A 21,824-nucleotide genomic window follows, 5' to 3' on the forward strand; every position below is an offset into this window, starting at 1 on the left:
GAAGACCACTCTGGAATCCAAAGCAGCTTAGGTTGACAGGGGATCCCTGGAAAAGCAGCTTTTTTGCAGTTGCGACTTTGAATCTTTTGCTTTGTTTTTGCATTGAGCTTAAGTAAAGGAGCGTTTTGAATCATGCAAACCCCAATTGTTGACGCCATTGCTACTGCCGATAGCCAAGGGCGCTACCTGAGCAACAGCGAATTGCAAGCCATCAATGGCCGTTTTCAGCGAGCTGCCGCCAGCATGGAAGCCGCCCGCGTCCTGAGCAGCCGTGCCGACGAGCTGGTGCGCGGTGCCACCGAAGCGGTTTACGCTAAGTTCCCCTACACCACCCAGCCGGGCGGGCAGTGCCACACCCAGGCCGGCAAAGACAAGTGCGCCCGCGATGTGCGCCACTACCTGCGCTACATCACCTACTGCTTGGTAGCCGGTGGCACCGGCCCTCTGGACGAGTATCAGTTGGCCGGGATCCGCGAGATCAACGCCGCTTTTGAACTCTCCCCCAGTTGGTTTATCGAAGCCCTGCGCTACATCAAAGCCAACCACGGCCTGACCGGGCAAGCGGCCACCGAAGCCAACACCTACATCGACTACGCCATCAACGCGCTCAGCTAGGCCCTTGGCTTGGGATCCCCCTTGACGCTGGCCAGAAGATAGCTGGCCGGTCGTGCAGGCGCCGGGGGACGAGGTTGTTGAGGGCAACGGTGGTCAGCCTGTTACGGAGTGGAGAGTTCCTTTTAACCGGGTGGGTTTAAGGGGCAGTCTCTCCAGCGAACGAGAGGGCACCGCTGTTGCTCTCATTCAGCTTAGGGCTTTGGCTTTTGTTGATCTCCAAACACAAGCTTTTTGTCAAGTCAATTTGCAATCTGTATTCATCCAGCTCAATCGGGGGAACTAGCATGAGTGCAATCACAGCGGCAAGCCAGATGGGCATCCGGGGTATTACGGAGACCACCCCATTGGAGTTGCGTCCCAATGCCAGCCAGGAGCAGCTCAATGCGGTGCTGCGCGCCATCTATCGTCAGGTGCTGGGCAACGATCATTTGTTTGGGGCGGACAGGAAGGAGCTGGCCAGTGCGGAATCCTTGCTGCGCCAGGGCAGCCTGACGGTGCGCGAGTTTGTGCGACTGATCGCCAAGTCCGAAGCCTATAAGAAGCGGTTTTTCTACCCCAACTCGCAAACCCGTGCCATCGAACTGAATTTCAAGCATCTGCTGGGTCGCGCTCCCACCAGTCCTAAAGATATCGCCCGCCACCTGGACATCTACCAATCGGGCGGCCACAGCGCCGAGATCGACTCCTACATCGACAGCCCGGAATACCTGGAAGCTTTTGGCGACAACATCGTCCCCTATCCGCGCGGGTTTGAATACCGCAAGGCCCATACCACCCGCGACTTCACCAACCTTTTTGCCCTCTACGGAGGCTACGCCAACAACGACCGCTCCCAGGGGCCCAGACCCCGCTTGATGATGCCTCTGGCCACCGGCTTTACCCCGGCCATTCGCCGCATCGGGGTGCGGGGCCTGCTGCCGCCCAGCCCCATTTCCAAGCACCTGGGGCCGCCAACGGGCCAGTCGGATCGCATGTTCTGTGTGGAAGTGACCCGACTGTTGAATCCGCCTTCAGCTCTGGCCACCTCCAGCCGGGTGCGCAAATCCAACCAGCAGATCTTCGTCTCCGCCGATCAACTGTCGGCGACGATGCAGCGGCTGCTCAAATCGGGCGCCAAGATCGTCAGCGTCCGCAGCGCTTGATCCCTTCTGCGTGTTTTCTTCGTTGTTGACTTCATGACCACTGCTGTTCCTTCGGATCCCAATCCGTCGGTGGATCTCACGCCGGCTGGTCAGGTCGCCAAGCTGCGCCACGGGGATCCGGGGGAACGCTACTATGCTGCTTGGTGGCTGGGGCGCATGCGCATCCCCGAAGGGATCCCGGCCCTGATCGAAGCTCTGGCGGATGAAACGGATCGCACAGCTCAAGGGGGATATCCGCTGCGGCGCAATGCTGCTCGCGCCCTGGGCAAACTGGGATCCCTTGCCGGGATCCCAGCACTAAAAGGGGCTTTGTTTTGCTCCGATGGCCAAGTGGTGGCAGCCGCCGCCCAAGCGCTGGTGGAGATCGCTCTGGCCAACAACCTCGATGGGGATCCTGAGGAAGTGGAAAAGCTGGGATCCGCTTTGCTGGAAGGGCTGCGCTTTGTGGAGCAAGGGCTGGAGACGGAAGCGCAAGCCGCCCTAGAGGCGATTATCGAGGCTCTTGGTCACCTGCAAGTGGCCGCTGCCCTGGAGCCAATCCGCCTTTACCTAGAGCACACGTCCATTCGTTTGCAATGCGCGGCAGCGCGGGCCTGCTATCGTCTGACTGGGGATCCGGCTTTTGCCCAGCGTCTGCTCTCGGTATTGGAGCACACCAACATCCACCTGCGGCGGGCTGCTCTCCTGGATTTGGGGGCCAGCGGCTATTTGCCGGCGGCACAGGCCATTGCAGCGGCGGCGGTGGAGTCCAACATCAAGCTGCTCGCCCTCAAGCAGTTGGTGGAGATGAACCTAAAACACCAAGAATCCCCCAGCGCCAAGCTGCAGCAGGTGCTGCGGCTGATCGACGAGCTGCTTTGAGCTGCAGGCTCTTGCAGGCTTTCTGTAGAGGTGTTCCCCAAGCGCTCCTCGCTGCTATGGCGAGTGCTCACAAAGCAACTAGAGCAGACGTTCGGTTGCTGCTGGTGCCGCCTGCCTATTCTTCGCAGACCTGCCGGTAGGTCAGGAAACCCCACCCGCCCATGCGGTGGGGTAGTCCATGTGCTCAGTAACCGCAAGTTGACACCAAAGGGATGATTTTGTCAAAGTGAATACAGAATAAAGTTAAGGCTTACCCTTTCAGCTTGTTTTTGTCTTTTCGGTCGCTTGGGTTGCGTGAAGGAGAGATCCCCTTTGGGCAGCCTTGAGGTGGCGGCTTTTTTAAGCTCTCTAGAGAAAGTAAAGATCGATCAACTGAACCAAGGGAGTTTTCCTATGCAACTGACCTATCGGGGTATTGCCCATGAGTTTGTTTCACCCTCTGCGGCGATTCAGAATCGGCAGGGCGTGCCGGCTCGGCATCGAGGTTTGGAGTGGAGCTGGCCAGCTCAATCCGTAGCCGTGGCGCTGCCTCAGTCTTTTGCCTTCATGTATCGAGGTGTGGCCCTCCAGTCTGAAACAAGGGTGACGGCGGCGAGCCCTGAGGTGAAAGGGATCCCGGCAGCAGTTGTCTCCCCTCAAGCCTCTTCTCGGAAACACTTTATGAGCTTGGTTGAGGAAACCCATCGGCGGAACCTGCTGCACCGGCTGCAGGAGCGCATCCGTTCTGCCCAAACCCGTGGGGATGAGCATTTGTTGCAGCAACTGGAGCAGGAACGGCAACTGTTGGCTTGAGGGCTGCCCTCTCTTATAAAAGGAGCCTGACGGAACCTGCAAATGCCGCATAATGGGGGACGGTTCCCAGGGATGTGGTGAGGGATCCCGGCAGCCGTTGGTTGTTGAGGCAGGGGTTAGGGCAGCGTGATAGAGGAGTCCGCCACGCAGGAGTCTTCCGCCCTGCCGTCCCGTTCTTTGCTCTCGGTGGCAGGGCTGGTGGCAGGGGCCACGCTGCTCAGCAAGGGCATGGGGTTTGTCCGGCAGGCTCTGATCGCGGCAGTCTACGGGTCAGGGCCGGAGTACAGCGCCTTTAGCATAGCCTACGTCCTGCCCGGCTTTTTGTTGATCTTGCTGGGTGGGATCAACGGCCCTTTCCACAGCGCCATCGTCAGCATTCTCAAAAAACAGCGGGATCCTGGCAGAGAGGATCCGACCGTCTGGCTGGAAGCGATTTCCACCCTAGTGGGCTGTTTGCTCTTGGCGGTGACCTTGGGCCTCTGGTGGGGAGCCGACTGGGTGGTGCGCCTGAATGCGCCAGGGGCCAGCCCCGAAGTCCACGCTTTGGCCGCTGCGCAACTGCGGATCATGGCCCCCCTGGCCTTGCTCTCGGGCTGGATTGGGATCGGCTTTGGGGCGCTGAATGCGGCCGAGCACTACCTCTTGCCCGCCCTCAGCCCCCTGATCTCCAGCTTGGCGGTGATCGGGATCCTGGTCACGTTGGGGTGGACAGGGATCCCGACGTTGCTAGCCTGGGGTGTGCTCATCGGCGCCATTGCCCAGTGGCTGGCGCAGGTGCCTCTGCAGATGCGGCTGGGGCTGGGGCGGCTGCGGCTGTGCTTTGAGTGGGGATCCCCGCAGGTGCGGGCGGTGGGCCTGCTGATGCTGCCGGCGGTGATCTCCTCCGGCATGATCCACATCAATGTCTACGTGGATCTCTTTTTTGCTTCTTTCGTGCCCGGGGATCGCACCATCGGCAACTTGGGCTATGCCCAGCTTTTGGTGCAAACCCCCCTGGGGATTCTCTCCAACATGGTGCTGGTGCCCCTGATGCCCCTCTACGCCCAGTTGGCGGGGGATGGATCCCGTTGGCCGGAGCTGCGCCAGCGCATCCGCCAAGGGCTGATGGTTACGGCCATCCTCACCCTGCCCCTTGCGATGGTGTTGGTGGCCCTGGCCGAACCTATCGTTCAAGTGGCCTACCAGCGCGGTCGCTTTGCGCCGGAGGTGACGCAGGAGGTGGCGGCCCTGCTGATGGCTTATGGGCTGGGGATGACCTGTTACCTGCTGCGGGATGTGTTGGTGCGCATCTTCTACGCCCTGGAGGACGGGGCTACACCTCTGCACATCAGCGGCCTGGCCATCGGCCTGAATGCCCTGCTGGACTTCCTGTTTTTGCCAACCTTTGGAGCACCGGGCATTGCCCTGGCTACGGCAGGCGTTAACCTGATGGCTCTGATTGGCCTGGGGATCCGCCTCCACCGGCGTCTGCCGGGGATCCCTTGGCGGGAGATGGGGCAGGCCCTGCTGCCCTTGCTGGGGATCACCACCTTGGCCGGGGCCCTCAGCCATTGGCTGTGGACGCAACTGCGCTCCCAGCAGATCCTGGGATCCCCTTTGATCACCGCCGCCCTCTGGGCCGGTCTGGCCGCCGGCATCGGTCTCAGCTTGTTTGCGGCGGGGGCCCTGTATTTGCGGATCCCGGAAGTGAACTGGCTGGCAGCCCGGATCCAGACGCGCTTGAGCAAGATTGCCAGCCGGCGATCTCCATCCAGACCCTAGGCAGGCCCGACTAGCTGATGGCTTCGAGGTAGTCTCGCACCCGGTTGCGCCGCTTCGGCTGCCGCAGTTTTTGCAGGGCTTTGGCCTCGATTTGCCGTACCCGCTCCCGCGACAGATCCAAGGCGCGACCAATTTCCGCCAGCGAGTAGGTGCGCCCATCTCCCAAGCCAAAGCGCATGCGGATCACATCCCGCTCGCGGCTGGTGAGATCCGCCAGCAACTGCTGCAGATCGCGATGCAGGGCCTCCCGCATCATCGTCTCTTCGGGGGAGATGTCGTCGGTTTCCAGCAGATCCCCCAGTTCGGTGTCTTTGTCTTTGCCCACCTTAGTTTCCAGAGAGACCGAGCGCGGCACCCGTACCAACAGCTCTCGTACTTGAGGCGGGGTCATCTCCAATTCGGAGGCGATATCTTCAATGGTGGGAGTGCGACCTTTTTCTTGGGAGAGCTTGCGCTGCGCCTTCTTGATCTTGTTCAGTTTCTCGGTGATGTGGACGGGCAGGCGGATGGTGCGGCTCTGGGTGGCGATGGCGCGGGTGATGCCCTGCCGGATCCACCAGTAGGCGTAGGTGCTGAAGCGATAACCCTTCTTGGGGTCGAACTTCTCCACCGCCCGCTCCAGGCCCAGCGTGCCCTCTTGGATCAAGTCCAGCAGTTCCAGGCCTCGATTTTGGTACTTCTTGGCCACCGACACCACCAGGCGCAGGTTGGCCTTGATCATGTGCTCTTTGGCACGATTGCCAGTCCGCTGGATCTGCTGCAGCTTTTCGGGGGTGAGGTTGGCCCACTCGGGGTATTGGTTGGCTTTGGCCACCCATTCGGCGGGAGTGGGATCCCGTCCCAGCTCCTTCTGCAGGCGCAGGCGTATGTCCAAGAGCTTCATGTAGTCTTGGACTTTTTGGGCCAGGGCCACCTCTTCATCGCGCCCCAAGAGGGGAACACGCCCGATCTCCTGCAGATAGAGGCGTACCAAGTCGGTGGAGCGACGAGTCGGCTCCTCTTCCAAAAACTCGCTTTCGGCCAGATCGACCTCTACCTCCTCCGGAGGATCGAGGAGATCGCCATCCAACAAAACATCGTTGAGTTCAGGTTCGTAGTTAGACATGTAGGGTGTTGCTGAAACAGCGATAGAGGCAGGCCGTCAAGTGGGCTGAGCAAGCAGTGGTGATGGCTGTAGAGCCGGTTGGGCTTAAGTATTCCCCAGTACCGAGGGCTTCGCGCTATCATCATCCAAACGGATGAAACACTGCCCTCAGCCCGACTTCATGCCCATACTTCACAGAGAAAAGCTGAAGTGGTGGAGGGGTCACCCAATGGGCGGAGCGTGAGCCCCTTATCATAACTTAATTATAGTTGCATTTCTCGGCTTAAACGCATGAGATCCAGCGTAGAGCTCCCCCAGCTCAATTGCCACCGCTACTGCCGAAAAGCGCACTGCCCTCGGGACAGTCTCTGCCGGCGAAGCCGGCAACCCATCCATCCTCAAGGTCTAGAGGGTCTAAACTTGAGAAGCAATGTTTTAAGTCATCTGTTAAGTGATCGGATGAGCCGTTCCCGTTCACATATTCTATTCGGCTTGCTGGCGGAGAAGCTCCCCGAAAAGTTAGATTTACCGAACCTACTGACTCCTGGCAGGATGGGCGCTGCTCAGATGCTTGGGATCGCCTTTGCGATGCCAGACGCCACGCTGACCGGGGAAAGAGTTTCAATCTTGGCGCTGACGGTGCTGCTGGCCATCGGCTTATTCTTTTTTCTGCGAGCCTCTGGCAAAGACCGCGTCGAAGCTCGTCTCTATTTTAGCAGTCGCAGCCTGGAGGAAATGGGATCCCTTCTCCGAAAGCACCTGGAAGAGCGGGCCTATTGCTTGCAGTCTGCCGATGCGGAGGGGATCGCCACCTTTGCGGGGCAGGCGCGGGCCAGCACCGGGTTGGCCGTTTTTTTGACGGGGCTGGCGGGGGCGGGGCTGGCCTGTCTGGCTTTGGTGCTGCAGGTGCTGGAGCCGGACTGGGGAGCCTGGCCCTGGACACTGCTGTTGGTCTCTCCTTGGGCGGGCTGGTACTACTGGCGGCGCAGCCACCGCCCGGAGCAGATCCGCCTGAGGTTGCAAGCGGCGGACTCGCCCCCCGGATCCCTGCTGTGGGTGGAGGGGCACCGGGATGAGCTGGAGGTGCTGGCCATTACCTTGGGGCTGCAAGAACGGGATCTGGAGCGGGGATAGACCTAGAGCTCCTTGGGAAAGGGGGGAGCCGGGAGCAAGGACAGTTGATCCCCTTGGGCGGGAGCGACGATCCCATCGGTCTCAGAGTCTTGTTCAGCCTGTTTTTTCTTGGCGGAGAGGCGGCTTTTCCCTTGGTTGCGCAGGCCCAGGCCGATGCGGCTGTGTTGTTCCACCAGGGCCAGCACCTGTTGGGCCCGCTCGATCACCGGCTGGGGCAGGCCGGCCATGCGCCCCACCTCGATGCCGTAGGAGCGGTCGGCTCCCCCCGGCTGCACCTGGTGCAAAAAGATGATGCGATCCCGGAGCTCTTTGACCACCACCTGGAAGTTGGCCACGTTGGGCAGCAGCGTCTCCAGTTGGTTGAGCTCGTGGTAGTGGGTGGCAAAGATCGTGCGGGCGCGCACCTGGGTGGCCAGGTACTCCGCTACCGCCCAGGCAATAGAGAGGCCGTCAAAGGTGGCGGTGCCGCGGCCAATCTCGTCCAAGAGCACCAGGGAGCGCTCGCCGGCGTGGTTGAGGATGTTGGCCGTCTCGTTCATCTCCACCATGAAGGTGGACTGTCCCGTGGCCAGGTCATCCACGGCGCCGATGCGGGTAAACACGCGGTCGCACAGGCCCAGCTCCGCCCGCCGCGCCGGGACAAAGCTGCCCATCTGGGCCAGGATCTGGATCAGCCCAATCTGGCGCAAGTAGGTGGACTTGCCGGACATGTTGGGGCCGGTGAGGACGATGAGATCCGGGCCGTGGGGGGATCCCAGGCGCACCGAGTTGGGGACAAACAGGCCCTGGGGCAAAGATTTCTCCACCACCGGGTGGCGACCCTCTTCGATGATTAAACGGCGATCTGCAGTGATCACCGGGCGGGTGTAGCCCTGCTGCACGGCCACCTCGGCTAGGCCAAACAGAGCATCGACGGCGGCCAGGGTCTGGGCCACCTGGCGGATGGCGGCAGCTTGGGATCCCGCCTCTTGGCGCAACTGCACAAACAGCTCGTACTCCCGCTGGTTGATGTCGGTTTGGGCGGTGAGGATGCGGGCTTCTTTTTCTTTGAGCTCGGGGGTGATGAAGCGCTCTTCGTTGGTTAGCGTCTGCTTGCGGATGTACTCCTTGGGCACCTGCTGCGCCTTGGCGCGGCTGATGCTGAGGTAGTAGCCAAAGGCCTTGTTGAAGCCCACTTTGAGGGTGGGGATGCCGGTGCGCTCGCGCTCGGTTTTCTCCAACTGGGCAATCCATTGGCGGTCTTGCTCCACCTGCTGCCGCAGCCTGTCCAGCTCAGCATCCACCCCAGGCCGGATCAGCCCCCCTTCGGTGAGAATGGGCGGGGGCGAGGGCAAGAGGGTGTGCTCGATGCGCCGGCCCAGGTCAACCAGAGCGGGATCCACCTGCTGCAGGCTCTGCAGGAGGGGAGTTTGGGCTTCGGCCACCAGCTCGGCCAGTTGGGGCAGTTTGCCCAGGGAGGATCCCAGGGCCACCAGCTCGCGCGGGTTGGCAGTGCCGGAGGCGACGCGGTTGGCCAGCCGCTCCAGGTCGTAGAGAGAGTCCAGCAGGGATCCCAGGCGGGTGCGCAGGGAGGGGTTTTCCAAGAGCTCCTGGATGGTGTCCTGGCGAAGGCGGATTTGCTCTCGATCCCGCAAAGGCTGCAGCAGCCAGCGGCGCAGGGTGCGCCCGCCCATGGCGGTGCGGCTGTGATCCAAGACCCAGAGCAGGGATCCGACAAAGGCCCCCTCGCGGATGGTCTGGGTCAGCTCCAGGTTGCGGCGGGTTTGGGCGTCCAATATTAGGTAGTCGGTGAGCTGGTAGGTGCGGGGCGGGCGCAGAAGCGGATGGCCCCCTTGGGGAGAGGGCTGCACCAGATTCTTTTGCGTCTCTTCCAGATAGTGGAGCAATCCCCCTGCCGCCCGAATGGCCAGCGGCAGCCCCTCGCAGCCCAAGCCCTCCAGGGAGCGCAGGCCATAGGTCTGCAGTAGGTTGTCCCGCGCCACCGCTAGCTCAAAGGGCTCCGCCGGGCGCAGGGTATAGGCGTACTGGCCGGGTAGGCCCAGGGGGGCTTGGGGATCCCCAGGCCGCATCAGGCCCAGGCCCAGCCCCTCTTCGGTGGGCAGCAGGATCTCCGCCGGCTGCAGCCGGGCCAGCTCCTGTTCTAGCTGCTCTTGCCCCTCACTCTGGCAGACCCAGAACTCGCCGGTGGAAATGTCGGCATAGGCCAGGCCCCAGGCGGTTTGCTTGGAGCCTCGCAGGCGGACAATGGCCGCCAGGTAGTTGTTTTGCCGCGCCTGCAGCAGCTCCTCCTCGATGACCGTGCCGGGGGTGATCACCCGCGTCACTTCCCGCCGCACCAAGCCTTTGGCTTGATCCGCCGGCTCCATCTGGTCGCAGACGGCCAGGGCATACCCTTTGGCCACCAACTGGGCGGCATAGCGGTCAAAGGCGTGGTAAGGGATCCCGCACATGGGCACCCGCCCGATGGCCCCCGCCTCTCGCCCGGTGAGCACCAGCTCCAGCTCCCGCGACACCAGTTGCGCGTCCTGGAAAAACATCTCGTAGAAATCCCCCAGGCGGTAGAGCAGGATGGCGTGCGGGTATTGCCGCTTCAGCTCTACGTAGTGCTGCATCATGGGGGTGAGCAGGGCGGGATCCACCTGCAGGGCATCCCAGGTGGGCTCAGGGGCAGCGGAAGAAGTCATAGCGCCAATACTTCAAGACGGCTCTGTCCAACCCAAGCTAGCCGGCTTCGGCCATTTTATTGGGGATCTTCCCCCCTCTCCTTGGGCAGCTCAGTGAAGGCAGACTTTGGTTTCGGGGAACAAGCCGGCCTAGGCGGCTGGGAGTGCCGATCCATCTCCCCTTGGCTCAAAGGGGGTCGAAGACTTATTAAAACTAACTTGCAATAGCCAAGAAAGCCTGTTATTCTGACAGCTACGTTTTTATTGAATCTAAGTCTCAACAAGCTAAGAAGCTCGGCAGGTTAGGGCTGCGCCGGGGTGGGTCTGGGTGCGCTGGCGAGCCGGCTGGGGCTGTCTTGTCTTGGGGATCTCCCCCTCTTAAAGGTCCAGAGGTTTGCGATGTTGGCCAAGCAAGAGCGTCTGTCATCAGGAGTTGACCCGGAGACCCGCTGGGGGCAGGCCAGGCGGATCCGCTCGCCGGTCGGCTTGATGGTTTTGCTACTGGGTGTCATCCTCTTGCTGCTTTGGATCTCAATTGCCTTGGGATCCGTTCCCATAACTTTTTCGGAGCTGTGGCAGGCCCTGTGGGGGCAAGGGGATCCGATCCGGCAGACCATTGTCTGGCAGTTGCGGCTGCCGCGGGCGCTTTTGGCCCAGTTGCTAGGGGCAGCCTTGGGGATGGCGGGGGCCCTGTTGCAGGGGATGTTGGGCAATGGGCTGGCGGATCCCTACCTGCTGGGCATCTCGGCGGGGGCGGGCCTGGCGGCCGTAGCGCTGCTCACCTGGGGGGAGTGGACGGCTTGGGTGCCCTTGGCAGCTTGGGTGGGCGGCGTGCTGACCACGGTGTTGGTGTATGGGCTGGCGCGCACCCGCTCCGGGCTGGCGGTGGAACGGCTGATCCTGGCGGGAGTGGCTGTCAGCGCCCTCTTTGGGGCGATCAGCTCTGCTTTGTTGCTCCTGGCCGATGAGCGGGTCCAGGTGGCCCTGACGTGGTTGATCGGCAGCCTGAGCGGGCGGGGTTGGCCGGAGGTGCGGGTGGCCGGGGTGTATATCCTGGTCGGGCTGGGGCTGGGCTGGGCGCAGGCGCGGGCTTTGAACCTGCTGGGCCTAGGAGAAGAGATGGCGGTGAGCTTGGGGATCCCGTTGGTGCGGACGCGGGTGACCATCGGCTTGGTGGCGGCTTTGTTGGCGGCGGCAGTCGTCAGCGTGGGGGGGTTGATCGGCTTTGTGGGGTTGGTGGTGCCCCACATGGTGCGCCAGGGGGTGGGATCGGATCACCGCTGGCTGTTGCCCCTTTCTGCCTTGGCGGGGGCGGCTCTGTTAAGCGGCGCCGATCTCCTCGCCCGGCTGGGGGCTGTAGAGCTGCCGGTGGGGATCGTCACGGCGTTGATGGGGGCGCCGTTTTTCGGCTGGCTGCTGCGGCAGCAGGAGGCGGGGCAATGAGGGCGGGCCGGCCGATTTTGCAGGCCGAGGCGCTGAGCGGGGGCTATGGCTCGCATCAGGTGATCCGGCAGGTGAGCTTCAGCCTGCAGGCGGGGGACTGGCTGAGCATTGTCGGCCCCAATGGCTCAGGCAAATCGACCCTGCTGCGGCTACTCAGCCGAGTGTTGGTTCCGCAGGCGGGGCGCGTACTTTTGGACGGTCGGGATCTGCACACCCAGCTCAGCCCGCAACAGGTGGCGCGGCAGTTGGCCCTTTTGCCCCAGCAGCCGCGGATCCCGACAGGGCTGACGGTGCGGCAATTGGTGAGCTTGGGGCGTTCTCCTCACCAGCCCTGGTGGGCGTGGCAGTTGCCGCGGGCAGATCGGCAGCGGGTGGAATGGGCGCTGGAGCAGACGGGACTGGGATCCCTGGCCCTGCGGCGGGTGGAAACGCTCTCCGGCGGCGAGCGGCAACGGGCCTTTCTGGCGCTAGCCCTGGTGCAGGAGCCGCAGGTGCTGCTGTTGGACGAGCCCACCACGTTTTTGGATCTGCGCCACCAACTGGAGCTGCTGGAGCTGTTGCGACGGCTGCAGCAGGAGCAGGGGCTGACGGTGGTTAGCGTGCTGCACGATCTAAACCTGGCCATTCGCTACAGCCGGCGGGTGGCTCTGCTGGGATCCGGCCAGTTGCAGGCCCTGGGATCCCCGCAGGCGGCCTTGACTGCTGAGAGGGTGCGGCAGGTGTTTGGCCTAGAGGTGGAGTGGATCCCAACGCCGGTGGGGCTCCAGCTTTGCCCCTTGCGCAGCGCAGACCCGGCAAGGCCCCTCTGGCTGGGAGGAAAGGGTGTTGAGGCGAAGGTTTGACTTGTTTCTGGTGGTTTTTGGGAGAGTGAGAAGTTATGCGAGTAACCGGCTGTGGCTGGAAGGCAGTGAGTTTGGGGCTGTGTCTGGGGCTGAGTTGGGGATCCCTGGCCCAGGCGCAACCCGCGGCTCGGATTCCTGAGACTCCTTTGCTGGCCCAGGCCACCCCTCGGGGGGCCACCACCATCCAAGAGCAGATTCGCGAGCTAGAAGCCCAGATCGAAGCTGCCCGTCGGCGGGGGGATCAGGCGGAAGTGGAGCGGCTGCAAGCGGATCTGCAGGTGTTGCAGCAGGGCACCCCTGTCTTCAGCCTGCAGCAGGTTACAGTCACCGGCACCCGCACGGAGCGCACCCTGGCCGACTCGCCGGCCAGCATCACCGTCATCGACCGGGAGCGCCTGCGGCGGGAGCTCATCCAGAACATCCAGGATCTGGTGCGCTACGAGCCGGGGGTGAGCGTGCGGCGAAATGTCCGCTATGGACTGCAAGACTTCAACATCCGCGGCCTTGACGCCAACCGGGTGCTGATCCAAGTGGACGGGATCCGGCAGCCGGAGCAGTTTTCCTTTGGCCCCTTCAACATCGGGCGGGACACCTTTGAGCTGGAGACCCTGAAGACGGTGGAGATCATCCGCGGCCCTGCTTCCACCCTCTACGGCAGCGATGCCCTGGGGGGCGTGGTAACCTACACTACTCTAGATCCAGTGGATCTGCTGGGGGAACGGGACAGCCATGTGGGCCTCTCCAGCCAGTACGACAGCAAAAACCAAGGCTTTGTCAACACCCTCAGCTTGGCGGGCCGCCAGGGGAACCTGGAAGCCCTGCTCATCTACACCCGCCGCGACGCCAGGGAGCCGGATATCAAGGCGGATCCCAGTTTCAAAGATCGGCAAACGGTGGAGGGGGACAACGTTTTGGCCAAGCTGGTTTACCGCTTCAGCCCCTTGGAAAGCCTCACCTTGACCGGCGAGTACTTCAACAGCCGCACCACCACCACGTTCTCGCGGCGCAACCTGGATCCCGCCGTCAGCTTATTTAGGGAAACCATCGACACCGAGCGCAGCCGCCTCAGTTTGGAGTATCGCTACGCCAACCCAGAGAATCCCGCTTTTGAGCTGGCCACTGTCCAGATCTACTACCAGCCCGCCCGCACCCGCGAGCCCAGTGTAGAGGAGCGCACCCTCACGGTGCAAGGCCGACCCGTACCGGTGCGGCGGGATACCTTCAACGAGCTGGTCAGCAACATTTTGGGAGCCAGCCTGCAGGCCCAAAGCCGCTTCCAAACCGGGGATCTCTCCCACCGCCTGGTGTATGGGATGGAGATCTCCACCACCCGCAACGAGCGACCTCGCAACCGTTTTCAGACCAATCTGCAAACTGGAGCAGTAACCCAAAACATTCCCCCAGATACCTTTCCCACCAAAGATTTTCCCGACTCGGACACCGTGCGCTTTGGGCTGTATGTGCAGGATGAGATCGACTTTGGCGGCGGCAACTTGACTCTGATCCCCGGCATCCGCTACGACACCTACAACCTCACCCCCAGCCCCGATGAAGCTTTCTTGAAAAGCGGGTCAGAAGCGGCCAGCCTCTTTGCCGATGCCGTCTCCCCCAAGCTGGGCCTAGTGTGGAGGATTAACCCCAACCTCACCTTTACGGCCCAGTACAACACCGGCTTTCGCGCTCCCCAATACAACGAGATCAACAGCGGCTTTACCAACCTGGTCAGCCCGGTTTTCCGCTATCGCACCCTCTCCAACCCCAACTTGCGCCCGGAAACCAGCCAGGGCTTTGAAGTGGGTTTGCGAGGGATCTACCCGCAGGCCAGCTTCAGCTTGGCGGCCTACTACAACACCTACAACGACTTTATCGAGGCATTCCGGGAGGTGGGATCCGAGCCCTCACCCCCCGGCCCCCCCGGCAGCCCGCCGCCCCCGCCGGTCATCCTGTTCCAGAGCCAAAACATCAGCCGCGCCCGTATCTACGGCGTAGAGGCGACAGGACAATATTTCTTTAGCCCCGACCTAACCGGTTGGAGCCTAAACGGCAGCTTTGCCTGGGCGGTGGGGGACAATCTTACAGAAAACAAGCCCCTGCTTTCAATCGAGCCGCTGACGGCGGTGCTGGGGCTGCACTACGACGATCCCAGCCAGGTGTGGGGGGCGAGGTTGGTGGCCACGCTGGTGGCGGATCCGCGGGATCCGCAGCGGGAGGTGGTGCGACCCAACCCCAACGCTCCCCCGCAGATTCCCTTTGTGCCCAGCGGCTATACGGTGGTGGATCTGCTGGGCTACTACAACCTAGACGACAACTGGCAGCTCAATTTCGGGGTGTTCAACCTCTTCGACGAGCGGTATTTTCTCTACTCCGAAACCCGCACCCTCTTTGTTGGCCCTGAAGTGGAGCGGCGGGCCCAGCCGGGGCGCCATGTGGCCCTCAGCTTCTCCAGCCGCTTCTAGGACTCCCCGCCAGACGTGCCCATCGAGATAGCCCCGAGCCATGCTCGCCAAACCCCCCACTCGCACCGACCGGGGATCCGCTTCTTTGCAGAGGGGCTCCCACCCTCGGCTTTTGTGGCGCCTGCAGATGGGGTATTGGCAGCAGGCAGGCATGGCCTACGGGGTGGGTCTGGCCTGGCTGGAGCTGGGCCTGTGGGGGGTGGCGCGGGGCCAGAGCTCTGAGGGGCTGCGCTGGATTGGCTGGGGCGAGAAGCTGCTCAGGGCGGCCCTGCTGGCGGGCTATTGCTCCCTTGCTCTCTCGGTTGCCTGCACCTCGCTGGAGGATCTCCCTGAATTGCCTGGGCAAAGTCGGGAGCTCCGCCCGCTGCGCTGGGAGACTTTGCTCTCGCTGCTTTTGCATCTGTTGGGGCTGCTGGGGTGGGGATCCCGACCTCTGAGAGAACCCGAAGTGCGGATCCCGGTCACGCTGTGGCTGGAGGATCCCCCGCCGGCCCAGCTTGAGGCGGCTGCAGAATCAGCTCTGCCTGACCCAGCGGAGGAGCCGACCCAGCCGGCCTCGGAATCCCCCCCTGCGGCTGCCCCACTCCCGCCCGATCCTGCACCCCAGCAGATTCAAGCTTCTTCACTGACAACTTTGCCAACGCCGCCCCCCACGCCTGTTCCCACGGCGAAGCTGGGGCCGACCCCTACACCCACGCCGATGGCCGCCCCAACCCCTCCGCCGCCCTCCCCAACACCGACGGTCACCCCCTCACCGCAGCAGCCCCCTCCAACTCCGGTGGCTACCCCCACGGCCGCACCTGTGGCCAACAGGCCGCCCTCTGGGGCTGCTACGAGCGCTCCCATTCCCCGCTTCACCCCCCTCATCCAAGGGATCCGTTCGGGTGGCGGGGGCACTGCCGGGAGCAAGGGATCCGAATCCAGCGCTCCTGGGAGGGGTGTCGTTGCTGGCCTCGGTGGATCCCAGGCGCAGGGGTCTGCGCCGACAGCAGGAGAAGGGGCTGGGGAGGCTTCCACTCCTACCTCCTCGCCTGCAGCAGTGGCTGCCAATCCGGACATCCTGGCCCGCCCCATTCCGGGTCGCAACCCGCCGCCACAGTACCCTCCCCAAGCCCGCCGCCTCGGCCAGCAAGGCCAAGTGCTGTTGCGGGCCAGGGTGGATGCCCAAGGGCAGGTGCAGCAGGTGGAGATCCTCTCTTCCAGCGGCTTCCCGGCCCTGGACAGGGCCGCACAAGAGGCGGTGCAACGCTGGCAATTTAGCCCCGCCTTGAGAAACAACACCCCGATTGAGTCGTGGGTGACGGTGCCGATTCAATTTACCCTCAATTGACTGTTTTGGAGATTGTCCATGCCGTCTTCTCTTTCTCGCCGTCAACTTTTTGTCCTTGGCCTGGCCAGCCTGGGGGTCTGGGGGATGGGTCGCCAGGCCCAAAGCCAGATCCCGCCAGCTCCGGTTCGGCGAGTGGCCAGCCTCACCTCCTTGACCGCCGATATTCTCTATCGCCTGGCCCCGGACAAACTGGTGGGGATCCCGGCCGGACGTTTGCTGGAGGCGGATCCCCGCTTTCAGGGCATAACTCGGCTGGGGCTGGGCAACCAACCTAACCTGGAGCCAATCGTGGCCCTGCAACCGGACTGGGTGGTGGGGGCCAGTGGCTTGCACACGGCTCTGGCAGAACGATTGCAGGCATTGGGGATCCCCACCTATCTCACGCAGGTGGACAGTTGGGCTGCCCTGGAAGCAACCATCGCCACTCTGGCTGCGGCTGTGGGAGTGGATCCGGATCCCTTGCTGCGGGAGTACGGATCGCTTTTGCCCCAGGAGCTGCCCCCGGTTCGCCCCAAAACCCTGCTTTTGGTCGGCACCCAGCCGATTCTTGCTCCCAACCGGCAAAGCTGGGCCGGGGATCTGCTGGAGCGCTTTGGCGCCGACAACCTAACGGCTGCCCTGCAAAGCCAAGGGCAATTTCGCGGCTATGTCACCCTTGCGGCAGAGCGCATCCTGGAAGCCAACCCCGAGGTTTTGTTGGTGGTCAACCCGGAGGCGGCGGATCCCTTGGCGTTTTTCCGGGCCCGCCCCTTTTGGAACCAGTTGAAAGCCGTTCAAACCCAGAGGGTCTATGGATTTGACTACTACGGCTTGGTCAACCCCGGCAACCTAGAGAAAATTAGAGCGGCCTGCGAGCAGTTGGCCCGCGTTTTTTTGGAGGGCTGACCCAAGGGAACGCGGGAGATGGCCTTTTTGCTTGAAAAATTAAAAAATTATTGTTGAAATACCTTTCTAGTCCAAGCTGTAGCGGGTGAGGCGCTGCACCTGATCGGAGCTGAGGCCCAGCTCTTGGGCAATCTGGGCAGCCACCCGATTCGGATCCAGCTCCGGAAATTCAAATTCCAGCTTGCGCAAATGGGGATTGGTGGTCGTCACCTCCACCTTAGTGTAGCCACGGGAGCGGCGGATCTCCGCTTGGATGGAGAGAATATCCAGGGTTAGGATGGCTTGCTGCTGGCTGCGAATGGCCAAAGGCTGCGCCTGCGGGCGGGGACGGCTCAGCACTTGGCCGGTCACCCATTCTCCACCCACCCCAAACAGGATCCCGGCCAGGGGCAAGACCAGCCAGAAGTCGGCCCCCAAGCTGGGCCAGAGCGCTCCGCGCCGCTTACGCGACTGAAGAAGCTTGAAGAGGTTCGCCATGCCTTGAGGGATCCGGGAAACAGCTTTTCTCCGCCATCCTAGCCTGGCAGAGTGGGATCGGTGGGTAGCAAGCGGGACATGCGCATTTTGTTGGTGGAAGACGACCCGGAGCAGTTGGAGCCTTTGCAGGCTGCTTTGGCCAAGTGCGGCCATGTGGTGGACTGCGCCAGCGAAGGGGAGACGGCCGCTTGGCTGATGGAGGAGAAAGCCTACGATCTCCTCATCTTGGATTGGATGCTGCCAGGATCCAGTGGGATCCAACTCTGTCGACAGTACCGCCGCTTGGGGGGATGCGCACCGGTGCTGATGTTAACCGCCAAGGATGCCACATCGGACATCGTGCAGGGGTTGGATGCGGGGGCAGACGACTACCTGGTCAAGCCGGTGGATCTCCTAGAGCTGCTGGCGCGGGTGCGGGCGTTGGGGCGCCGTTCCCCCCAATGGCAAGGCGACAGCCTCAGCCTCGGATCCTTGCAGTTGCATCTGGCCAGCCTCATCCTGGAGCGGCAGGGGCGGCAAGTGCAGCTTTCGGGCAAAGAGTTTCAGTTGATGGAATACCTGATGCGCCATCCCAACCAGGTGCTCAGTCGCGGCCAGATCGAACAGGCGGTGTGGGAGTGGGGCTGTGAGCCGGAAAGCAATGCCGTGGCGGCGCTGGTGCGGCGGTTGCGGTTACGGTTAAAGGAGGTGGAGGCCCAGGATTGGCTGGAGTCGGTGTATGGCCAGGGGTACCGGCTGCGCATCCCCTCCCCGGCAGCAGACCCATAGAAGCAGTTCCTTAGGGGTGGCATGGAGGCCAAAAGAGCCGGGCCAAAGCATTCTCTCCCGCGGCTGGGCTGGGACTGGGCTTCTCTGAGGCCAACTCTTCAGCAGCACCTGAGCCGGAAGGCCGCGACAGAAGAGGCAGGGCTGTTTCAGCACAGCCGCCGTCGCTTGGCCCGCAGCTTTGCCGGGGTGATGGGCGGGATCCTGGTGGTGTTTGCCGCCCTCTTTTACCGCTTGGAAGTGGAGAACCGGTTGCAGGCTTTTGACGAGGAGCTGCAGGGTCAAGCCCGGATTATGGCAGCCGCCATCAAGTACGAGCTGCGCCAGGGGCAGTGGCGGCTGGTCTTGAACGAAGTGCCTTTCTTGGGGAGCAAAACCCAGCCCCTCGAGCATCACCTGGCCTACGTGCGCTGGTTCGATGCCGCCGAGCCCGGTGGGGCAGAGCCGCTGGGATCCCTGCGCCAATACACGGGATCCCCCCCTCCGCTGGAGCTGTTGGCTGGCTCTCCCCACCACCTGTCCTTGGGGTTTGAGACGGTGGCGGAGGAAGGGGGCAGGCTGCTGCGCCAGCTCACCCTGCCGGTGCAACAGGAGGAGCAGATCCTGGGCTACTTGCAACTGGCGGTGCCCCTGGAGCCGCTGCAACTGAGCTTGGGCCGGCTGCGCTGGGGGCTGGGGATCGGGATCCCGCTGACGCTGGGGTTGATCGGCGGGGCCGGCTGGATCTTGGGGGGGCTGGCCATGCAGCCGATTCGCCGCTCCTACGAGCAGTTGCAGCGCTTTACCGCCGATGCTGCCCACGAGTTGCGCGCCCCCCTGGCCGCCCTGATGAGCAATGCCCAGATGGCTCTGCTTGCCCCGGAAGAAGCACAACCCCGTTTGGAAAAAGTGGTGAGCAGCGCCCGCCGCCTCAGCGGGTTAATCGATACGTTGCTGCAGTTGGCCCGCCAGCAGGGATCCCTGCCTTGGGAGGATCTGCCCCTGGTGGATTTGCGGGAGCTGGTGCAGGAGCTGGGCGAACAATACCGGCCCCAAGCGGAGTCCCTGGGGCTTCGCTGGCAATGCGACCTGCCGGGGCCTGCTGGGAAATGGCGGGTGCGCGGGGAAGCGGCTCTGCTGCGGCAGGCGGTTGAAAACCTGCTGCGCAATGCCCTGCAGTACACCCCCGCCGGCGGCACGGTGCAACTGAGCCTGGAAAGCCGGCGCCATTGCGTTTGCATCCACGTGAGGGACACGGGCCTCGGCATCCCGCCTGAGCACTTGCCCCACCTGTTCGAGCGGTTTTACCGGGTGGACACGGCCCGCGCCCGCCATACAGGGGGATTTGGGCTGGGCCTGGCCTTGGCCCACCAGATCGTCACCGCCCATCGGGGATCCCTGCGGGTGGCCAGCCAAGTGGGAGAGGGGTCGGTGTTTACAGTGGAGCTGCCCTTGTCATCTTCACGTCATTTTCTTTCGCCATCCTCAGGATAGGCCGCAAGGGAAAGCCCACTGAGCCAACCCCAAACCGGCTTGTCCTGTCGATTGGAGTTTGTAACCATGACGATTCGTGCTTCCTTCACCGGTGCCCTCGGCTGTTCCCTGCCGATTTTGCTGCTCCTCACTCCCCTGGTGCTGGGATCCCCGGCGCAAGCCCAGCGGGGCCGCCGCCCGGCTCTTGGAACCGCAGCCCCCGTGCCAATGCAGCCGAGTTGGCAGAGCCCGCGGGAGCTGGAGCGGGCCAGCCACGACCTGGCCAAAGCCCAGCGGCACCTGGCGGAAGCCAGCTTCTTCGCCCAGCGGGGATCCTCTCCGGAAGCCGCCCGTCTCCTGGAGCTGAGCCGCCAGAGCTTGGCCGAGGCCCAGAACGCTCTGCAAAGGGGGAATGTCTTCGCCGTCCGCGAGCAGGCCAAAGCGGCGGAAAACTTGGCCAAAGCCGCCAAGGCGCTCTACGAAGCGGAGTTGGGCTTTGGGATCCGTCCTGGCCGTTCCTTCTTTGAGGCCCCCTTGCGCGCCCAAGAGTCCCTCAGCCGGCTGCAGGCGGAGATGGCCTTCGCCAACATCACCGCCGGCCCTGTGGCCGAGCTGCAGCAGCAAGCCCAGCAGTTGTTGAGCAGGGTCAATACCGATCCGGGCAGCTACACCTTCGCCGACTACAGCCGCAGCAAGGCTGCCCACCACTCGGCCCGCGCTGCGTTGCATCTGTTGGCGGCAGAGCGCCTGAGCGGTTTGGGATCCCTGGGCAGCCTCTAAGCGCCCCCTGGTTGAGGCAGCCCGCTCTCTTCTCCTAACCCTGCAGCAGTTGCGTTAGAGTAAAGGCCCCCGCCGCGGGGGCCGTTCTTGTTCCCAGAAATCCAGAGTCAATAGCCCACCCTCGTCGAGTGTACCTGCGTTTTCTGCACCTGTGGCACTTCCGCAACTACCGGGATCAGGGGATCCCCTTCGAGGCGCCCAAGACCATCCTGGTGGGGGAGAACGCCCAGGGCAAGACCAACCTTTTGGAGGCAGTGGAGCTCTTGGCCACCTTGCGCTCGCGGCGGGCCAGCCGGGATCGGGAGCTGGTGCAGCAGGGGGAAGAGAAGGCGCGGATTGCCGCCACCGTGGAACGGCTGGGGGTGGCCCACGAGCTGGCAATGGAGCTGCGCAGCCAGGGGGGGCGATCCCTGAGGGTTAACGGCCAGGTGCTACGGCGACAATCTGACTTTTTGGGGCAGGTGAGTGCCGTGGTGTTCTCCAGCCTGGATCTGGAGCTGGTGCGAGGGGGGCCAGAGGCGCGGCGCCATTGGCTAGACGGGGTGTTAATCCAACTGGAGCCTGTTTATGCCGACTTGGTGGAGCAGTATCGCCAGATCCTCAAGCAGCGCAATGCCCTCTTGAAGCAGGATCCCAAGGATTCCATCCCGCCGACGCAAGGAGCCGCCAGCAACAAAGCTTCTCAGATGGCCTTCTGGGACGCACAACTGGCCACCAGCGGCAGTCGTATCGTGCGCCGTCGCGCCCGGCTGTTGCAGCGGCTAGAACCCCTGGCCGCCCGCTGGCACCAAACCATCAGCGGCGGACGGGAGACCCTCAGCCTCACCTATCGCCCCCAGGTGCCCCTGCCGGATCCCCAGGCCGATCCCGCGGCGGTTCAGGCCCAATTCTTGGCAGAGATCCGCGCCAAGGCTGCTGCCGAACAGGCCCTGGGCACTTCCCTGGTCGGCCCCCACCGGGACGAGGTGGAGCTGAGCCTCGACGGACGGCTGGCTCGTGCCTACGGATCCCAGGGGCAGCAGCGCACCTTGGTCTTGGCCCTCAAACTGGCGGAGCTGGAGCTGATTGAGCAGGTGAAGGGGGATCCGCCCTTGCTGCTGTTGGACGACGTGCTGGCGGAGCTGGATCTGCACCGCCAAAACCAGCTCTTAGGGGCCATTCAAGAGCGGGTGCAAACTTTGGTTACCACCACCCACCTAGGATCCTTTGACACCGCTTGGCTTAAGGGAGCGCAAATCCTTCACGTGCACCAGGGGCAGATCTCTCCCTCCCCCGCCTCACTCCCCTTGGCTTAAAGCAAGCCAATCCCCCAGCATACTCCCCTCTCCCTCTGGGAGAGGGG

Annotated in this window: 18 protein-coding genes; 15 read left to right on the forward strand and 3 right to left on the reverse strand. The window is 63.0% G+C overall.

Annotation, left to right across the window (positions count from 1 at the left end; all coding sequences use genetic code 11):
• The first annotated feature begins 132 nt into the window (after positions 1-132).
• From NW844_RS00040 to murJ, 5 genes are all read left to right on the forward strand, one after another.
• Positions 133-615: a phycocyanin subunit alpha gene (locus NW844_RS00040; protein WP_011434281.1), complete on the forward strand. Its 483-nt coding sequence runs from the start codon at positions 133-135 to the stop codon at positions 613-615.
• A 284-nt stretch (positions 616-899) separates the two neighbouring features.
• A complete protein-coding gene (locus tag NW844_RS00045) occupies positions 900-1,757 on the forward strand; it encodes a phycobilisome rod-core linker polypeptide (RefSeq protein ID WP_414332329.1) in 858 nt (285 codons plus the stop codon).
• Between the two features lie 33 nt (positions 1,758-1,790).
• A complete protein-coding gene (locus tag NW844_RS00050; RefSeq protein WP_414332331.1) occupies positions 1,791-2,618 on the forward strand; it encodes a HEAT repeat domain-containing protein in 828 nt (275 codons plus the stop codon).
• Between the two features lie 393 nt (positions 2,619-3,011).
• Positions 3,012-3,410 carry a DUF4278 domain-containing protein gene (locus tag NW844_RS00055; RefSeq protein WP_414332333.1) on the forward strand — a complete coding sequence of 133 codons (399 nt, stop codon included), beginning with the start codon at positions 3,012-3,014 and terminating at the stop codon, positions 3,408-3,410.
• Between the two features lie 126 nt (positions 3,411-3,536).
• Positions 3,537-5,171 (forward strand): murein biosynthesis integral membrane protein MurJ, encoded by a 1,635-nt coding sequence (gene murJ, locus NW844_RS00060; protein ID WP_414332334.1) that lies wholly within the window; start codon positions 3,537-3,539, stop codon positions 5,169-5,171.
• Positions 5,172-5,181: 10 nt separating this feature from the next.
• On the opposite strand, the gene sigC is transcribed toward murJ, so the two are convergent.
• The gene (gene sigC, locus NW844_RS00065; protein ID WP_414332336.1) at positions 5,182-6,276 is read right to left on the reverse strand and encodes an RNA polymerase sigma factor SigC; all 1,095 of its coding nucleotides are present in this window, start codon (positions 6,274-6,276) and stop codon (positions 5,182-5,184) included.
• Positions 6,277-6,843: 567 nt separating this feature from the next.
• Here sigC and NW844_RS00070 point away from each other — a divergent pair.
• Positions 6,844-7,389, forward strand: coding sequence for a cofactor assembly of complex C subunit B (locus tag NW844_RS00070; protein WP_414332338.1), 546 nt, complete (start codon positions 6,844-6,846; stop codon positions 7,387-7,389).
• Positions 7,390-7,391: 2 nt separating this feature from the next.
• On the opposite strand, the gene mutS is transcribed toward NW844_RS00070, so the two are convergent.
• The gene (gene mutS / locus NW844_RS00075) at positions 7,392-10,073 is read right to left on the reverse strand and encodes a DNA mismatch repair protein MutS (protein ID WP_414332340.1); all 2,682 of its coding nucleotides are present in this window, start codon (positions 10,071-10,073) and stop codon (positions 7,392-7,394) included.
• A gap of 378 nt (positions 10,074-10,451) precedes the next feature.
• Between mutS and NW844_RS00080 the strand changes: the two genes are divergently transcribed.
• From NW844_RS00080 to NW844_RS00100, 5 genes are read left to right on the forward strand one after another with little or no spacing between them, the layout of a single operon-like run.
• Positions 10,452-11,495, forward strand: coding sequence for a FecCD family ABC transporter permease (locus tag NW844_RS00080; protein ID WP_414332342.1), 1,044 nt, complete (start codon positions 10,452-10,454; stop codon positions 11,493-11,495).
• A complete protein-coding gene (locus NW844_RS00085) occupies positions 11,492-12,337 on the forward strand; it encodes an ABC transporter ATP-binding protein (protein ID WP_414332344.1) in 846 nt (281 codons plus the stop codon). The genes NW844_RS00080 and NW844_RS00085 overlap by 4 nt, the downstream gene beginning before the upstream one ends.
• A 35-nt stretch (positions 12,338-12,372) precedes the next feature.
• Complete coding sequence (locus NW844_RS00090) at positions 12,373-14,793, forward strand: TonB-dependent hemoglobin/transferrin/lactoferrin family receptor (protein ID WP_414332346.1); 2,421 nt, start codon at positions 12,373-12,375, stop codon at positions 14,791-14,793.
• 40 nt (positions 14,794-14,833) lie between these two features.
• Positions 14,834-16,123 (forward strand): energy transducer TonB, encoded by a 1,290-nt coding sequence (locus NW844_RS00095; protein ID WP_414332348.1) that lies wholly within the window; start codon positions 14,834-14,836, stop codon positions 16,121-16,123.
• A gap of 18 nt (positions 16,124-16,141) precedes the next feature.
• Positions 16,142-17,008: an ABC transporter substrate-binding protein gene (locus NW844_RS00100; RefSeq protein WP_414332350.1), complete on the forward strand. Its 867-nt coding sequence runs from the start codon at positions 16,142-16,144 to the stop codon at positions 17,006-17,008.
• 66 nt (positions 17,009-17,074) lie between these two features.
• Here the strand turns inward: NW844_RS00100 and NW844_RS00105 are convergent, their stop codons facing one another.
• Positions 17,075-17,485 (reverse strand): hypothetical protein, encoded by a 411-nt coding sequence (locus NW844_RS00105; RefSeq protein WP_414332352.1) that lies wholly within the window; start codon positions 17,483-17,485, stop codon positions 17,075-17,077.
• Positions 17,486-17,563: 78 nt separating this feature from the next.
• Between NW844_RS00105 and rppA the strand changes: the two genes are divergently transcribed.
• From rppA to recF, 4 genes are all read left to right on the forward strand, one after another.
• A complete protein-coding gene (gene rppA, locus NW844_RS00110) occupies positions 17,564-18,253 on the forward strand; it encodes a two-component system response regulator RppA (RefSeq protein ID WP_414332354.1) in 690 nt (229 codons plus the stop codon).
• A 21-nt stretch (positions 18,254-18,274) separates the two neighbouring features.
• Entirely contained in the window at positions 18,275-19,723 is a 1,449-nt protein-coding gene (locus NW844_RS00115; protein WP_414332356.1) for a sensor histidine kinase, read from the forward strand.
• A 66-nt stretch (positions 19,724-19,789) separates the two neighbouring features.
• A complete protein-coding gene (locus tag NW844_RS00120) occupies positions 19,790-20,482 on the forward strand; it encodes a DNA-binding protein (protein ID WP_414332358.1) in 693 nt (230 codons plus the stop codon).
• A gap of 128 nt (positions 20,483-20,610) precedes the next feature.
• Positions 20,611-21,777 carry a DNA replication/repair protein RecF gene (gene recF, locus NW844_RS00125; protein WP_414332360.1) on the forward strand — a complete coding sequence of 389 codons (1,167 nt, stop codon included), beginning with the start codon at positions 20,611-20,613 and terminating at the stop codon, positions 21,775-21,777.
• Positions 21,778-21,824 lie beyond the last annotated feature (47 nt).

This window comes from Synechococcus sp. H55.2, assembly GCF_047462495.1.
In the GTDB taxonomy this organism is placed as follows: domain Bacteria; phylum Cyanobacteriota; class Cyanobacteriia; order Thermostichales; family Thermostichaceae; genus Thermostichus.

Coding starts and splice junctions, on each gene's coding strand:
- NW844_RS00090 (WP_414332346.1), top strand. CDS start 12,373: ATGCGAGTAACCGGCTGTGGCTGGAAGGCAGTGAGTTTGGGGCTGTGT.
- NW844_RS00050 (WP_414332331.1), top strand. CDS start 1,791: ATGACCACTGCTGTTCCTTCGGATCCCAATCCGTCGGTGGATCTCACG.
- NW844_RS00055 (WP_414332333.1), top strand. CDS start 3,012: ATGCAACTGACCTATCGGGGTATTGCCCATGAGTTTGTTTCACCCTCT.
- NW844_RS00105 (WP_414332352.1), bottom strand. CDS start 17,485: ATGGCGAACCTCTTCAAGCTTCTTCAGTCGCGTAAGCGGCGCGGAGCG.
- NW844_RS00120 (WP_414332358.1), top strand. CDS start 19,790: ATGACGATTCGTGCTTCCTTCACCGGTGCCCTCGGCTGTTCCCTGCCG.
- NW844_RS00100 (WP_414332350.1), top strand. CDS start 16,142: ATGCCGTCTTCTCTTTCTCGCCGTCAACTTTTTGTCCTTGGCCTGGCC.
- NW844_RS00095 (WP_414332348.1), top strand. CDS start 14,834: ATGCTCGCCAAACCCCCCACTCGCACCGACCGGGGATCCGCTTCTTTG.
- rppA (WP_414332354.1), top strand. CDS start 17,564: ATGCGCATTTTGTTGGTGGAAGACGACCCGGAGCAGTTGGAGCCTTTG.
- NW844_RS00045 (WP_414332329.1), top strand. CDS start 900: ATGAGTGCAATCACAGCGGCAAGCCAGATGGGCATCCGGGGTATTACG.
- sigC (WP_414332336.1), bottom strand. CDS start 6,276: ATGTCTAACTACGAACCTGAACTCAACGATGTTTTGTTGGATGGCGAT.
- mutS (WP_414332340.1), bottom strand. CDS start 10,073: ATGACTTCTTCCGCTGCCCCTGAGCCCACCTGGGATGCCCTGCAGGTG.
- NW844_RS00085 (WP_414332344.1), top strand. CDS start 11,492: ATGAGGGCGGGCCGGCCGATTTTGCAGGCCGAGGCGCTGAGCGGGGGC.
- NW844_RS00115 (WP_414332356.1), top strand. CDS start 18,275: ATGGAGGCCAAAAGAGCCGGGCCAAAGCATTCTCTCCCGCGGCTGGGC.
- NW844_RS00080 (WP_414332342.1), top strand. CDS start 10,452: ATGTTGGCCAAGCAAGAGCGTCTGTCATCAGGAGTTGACCCGGAGACC.
- NW844_RS00070 (WP_414332338.1), top strand. CDS start 6,844: ATGCCAGACGCCACGCTGACCGGGGAAAGAGTTTCAATCTTGGCGCTG.
- NW844_RS00040 (WP_011434281.1), top strand. CDS start 133: ATGCAAACCCCAATTGTTGACGCCATTGCTACTGCCGATAGCCAAGGG.